The sequence below is a fragment of the Pseudomonas sp. genome (genome assembly GCF_037994325.1).
In the GTDB taxonomy this organism is placed as follows: Bacteria; Pseudomonadota; Gammaproteobacteria; order Pseudomonadales; family Pseudomonadaceae; genus Aquipseudomonas.
In genome coordinates this window covers 1-1,514 of record NZ_JBBNAH010000574.1, presented here as the reverse complement: position 1 = coordinate 1,514, position 1,514 = coordinate 1, and the positions used below count along the sequence as shown (strand labels likewise).

The window sequence follows — 1,514 nt, the reverse complement described above, 5'->3', positions numbered from 1 at the left end:
GGCCTTTGCTGACATCACCTTTAAAGCGCAGCTTGCAGCCGGTGGCGGAGATATCCAGCAATTGGCCTTTGACCGGCACCTTGAGTCGGTCGCCGCCGAGCTCGATATTGACCGCTTGAGTTTGTTTCAGCGGGGCGCGGTAAGCGTTGCGGCGCTGGTGGTAGAGCACCTCGGTCGGCAGCGGGCACCAGTAGCAGTTGGAGCCTTCCATTTGACCGACCTGCACCTGTTGCTTGTATTCCCAGGCGATACGCACGCCCTCATGAAAGCCCTCAATACGAAAACTCTCACCGGCTTTCAAAAAACGTTCGCCGTCATTCGGCACCATTTCATCAAGTGCCAGCACGCCGCGTTCACGGTTGATCTGAATGATAAAGGTCTGAAAACGCTGGGAGCGCTCATGGAACGTAATGATCAGCGGGTCGCGGTGCTCTTCTAGCTGGCGCAGAGCAGCAAAAACTTCTAACGGAGCTTTTAGGACTTTCGGTGGTTGCGGGCCATCACCCGCGGCGAAGGGGTTGGACACGGTCCAGAATTCTCCGAGCAAAATACTGTGGCACTAGCATACTGGCGTTGTGCCTGTACGTCCCCTGCGCCTTGTTATAGTTGGGTGTATTCAGGCCTGACTGAGCGGGCGCTGGTGGCCGATTCTAGCGGCACCGCCGCGACTGTCATAGAGCCCTGGCGTATCAGAGTTGCCGCGCAGAATGCCGAGCATGCCGCCCACCGACGCTTGATTGATACGGATCAGCCGACCATTGCGGGTGTTGGCAGTCTGACAGCGTTCCAGCAAGGCGCTAAGTTCGCCACCACGTTCAAGCAACTCGCTGCCAATTGGCGACTGTTCAGCCAGGGCAGTAAGGCCGCTTTGATCGGGGCTTAGATTGAGCGAGGAGAGGAGCTTGTTGCGTTCGCCGCCATGCTGGGCGAGTACGGCCAGCAGCGGTTGCTTGTTCGCGAGGATGGTTTCCAGCAAGGGAAGGTCGCGATCGGTCAGGGCTTGGAATTCGGCGTCGATCAGTTCAAGTAACTGCGAGGCGGTGCCGATGTCTTCGTTGAACAGGTCGAGCAGGGTCTTATCGTGCATGGCGAACTCTCGGAGTTAGGCGTCCAACAACACCCCCAGAGTTGCCCGGCAAGGGTTAACGCTGGGATTCGAAATCGAGCAGTTTACTGGCTACGCGTTTGCTGTCGACTTGATAGCTGCCATCGGCCACAGCCTGTTTAAGGCGGGCAACGCGTTCTTTGTCGACAATAGGTTGATCGCTAAGTTTGTCAGTTACTTTCTGCAGTTGCTGCGCCTGCTGGCTGAGCTGTACCGATTCACCGGTTTTGGCGGTGCTTTGTTCGGCAGCATTGGCAGGAGCAGTGGGTTGTGTGGCGCTCGCGGTATCGTTGCGGCTACCAGTTTGGGTCGTATTGGTACGCCCAGTGCTGGTGGACGCGGCGGCGTTATTTAGCCGGTTGATATCGATGACCATGATGCAAAACCTCAGACAGTGTTTGGACGCTTG

Annotated in this window: 3 protein-coding genes; all 3 read right to left on the bottom strand. The window is 57.1% G+C overall.

The window, feature by feature from the left end; all coding sequences use genetic code 11:
* Positions 1 to 526 (bottom strand): flagellar regulator YcgR PilZN domain-containing protein (locus tag AAAB16_RS19345; RefSeq protein WP_340664795.1); only part of this gene is annotated, 526 nt, incomplete at its 3' end.
* Between the two features lie 90 nt (positions 527 to 616).
* Positions 617 to 1,087: a flagellar protein FlgN gene (locus AAAB16_RS19340; RefSeq protein WP_340664794.1), complete on the bottom strand. Its 471-nt coding sequence runs from the start codon at positions 1,085 to 1,087 to the stop codon at positions 617 to 619.
* Positions 1,088 to 1,142: 55 nt separating this feature from the next.
* A complete protein-coding gene (gene flgM, locus AAAB16_RS19335) occupies positions 1,143 to 1,481 on the bottom strand; it encodes a flagellar biosynthesis anti-sigma factor FlgM (protein WP_340664793.1) in 339 nt (112 codons plus the stop codon).
* Between the last annotated feature and the right edge of the window lie 33 nt (positions 1,482 to 1,514).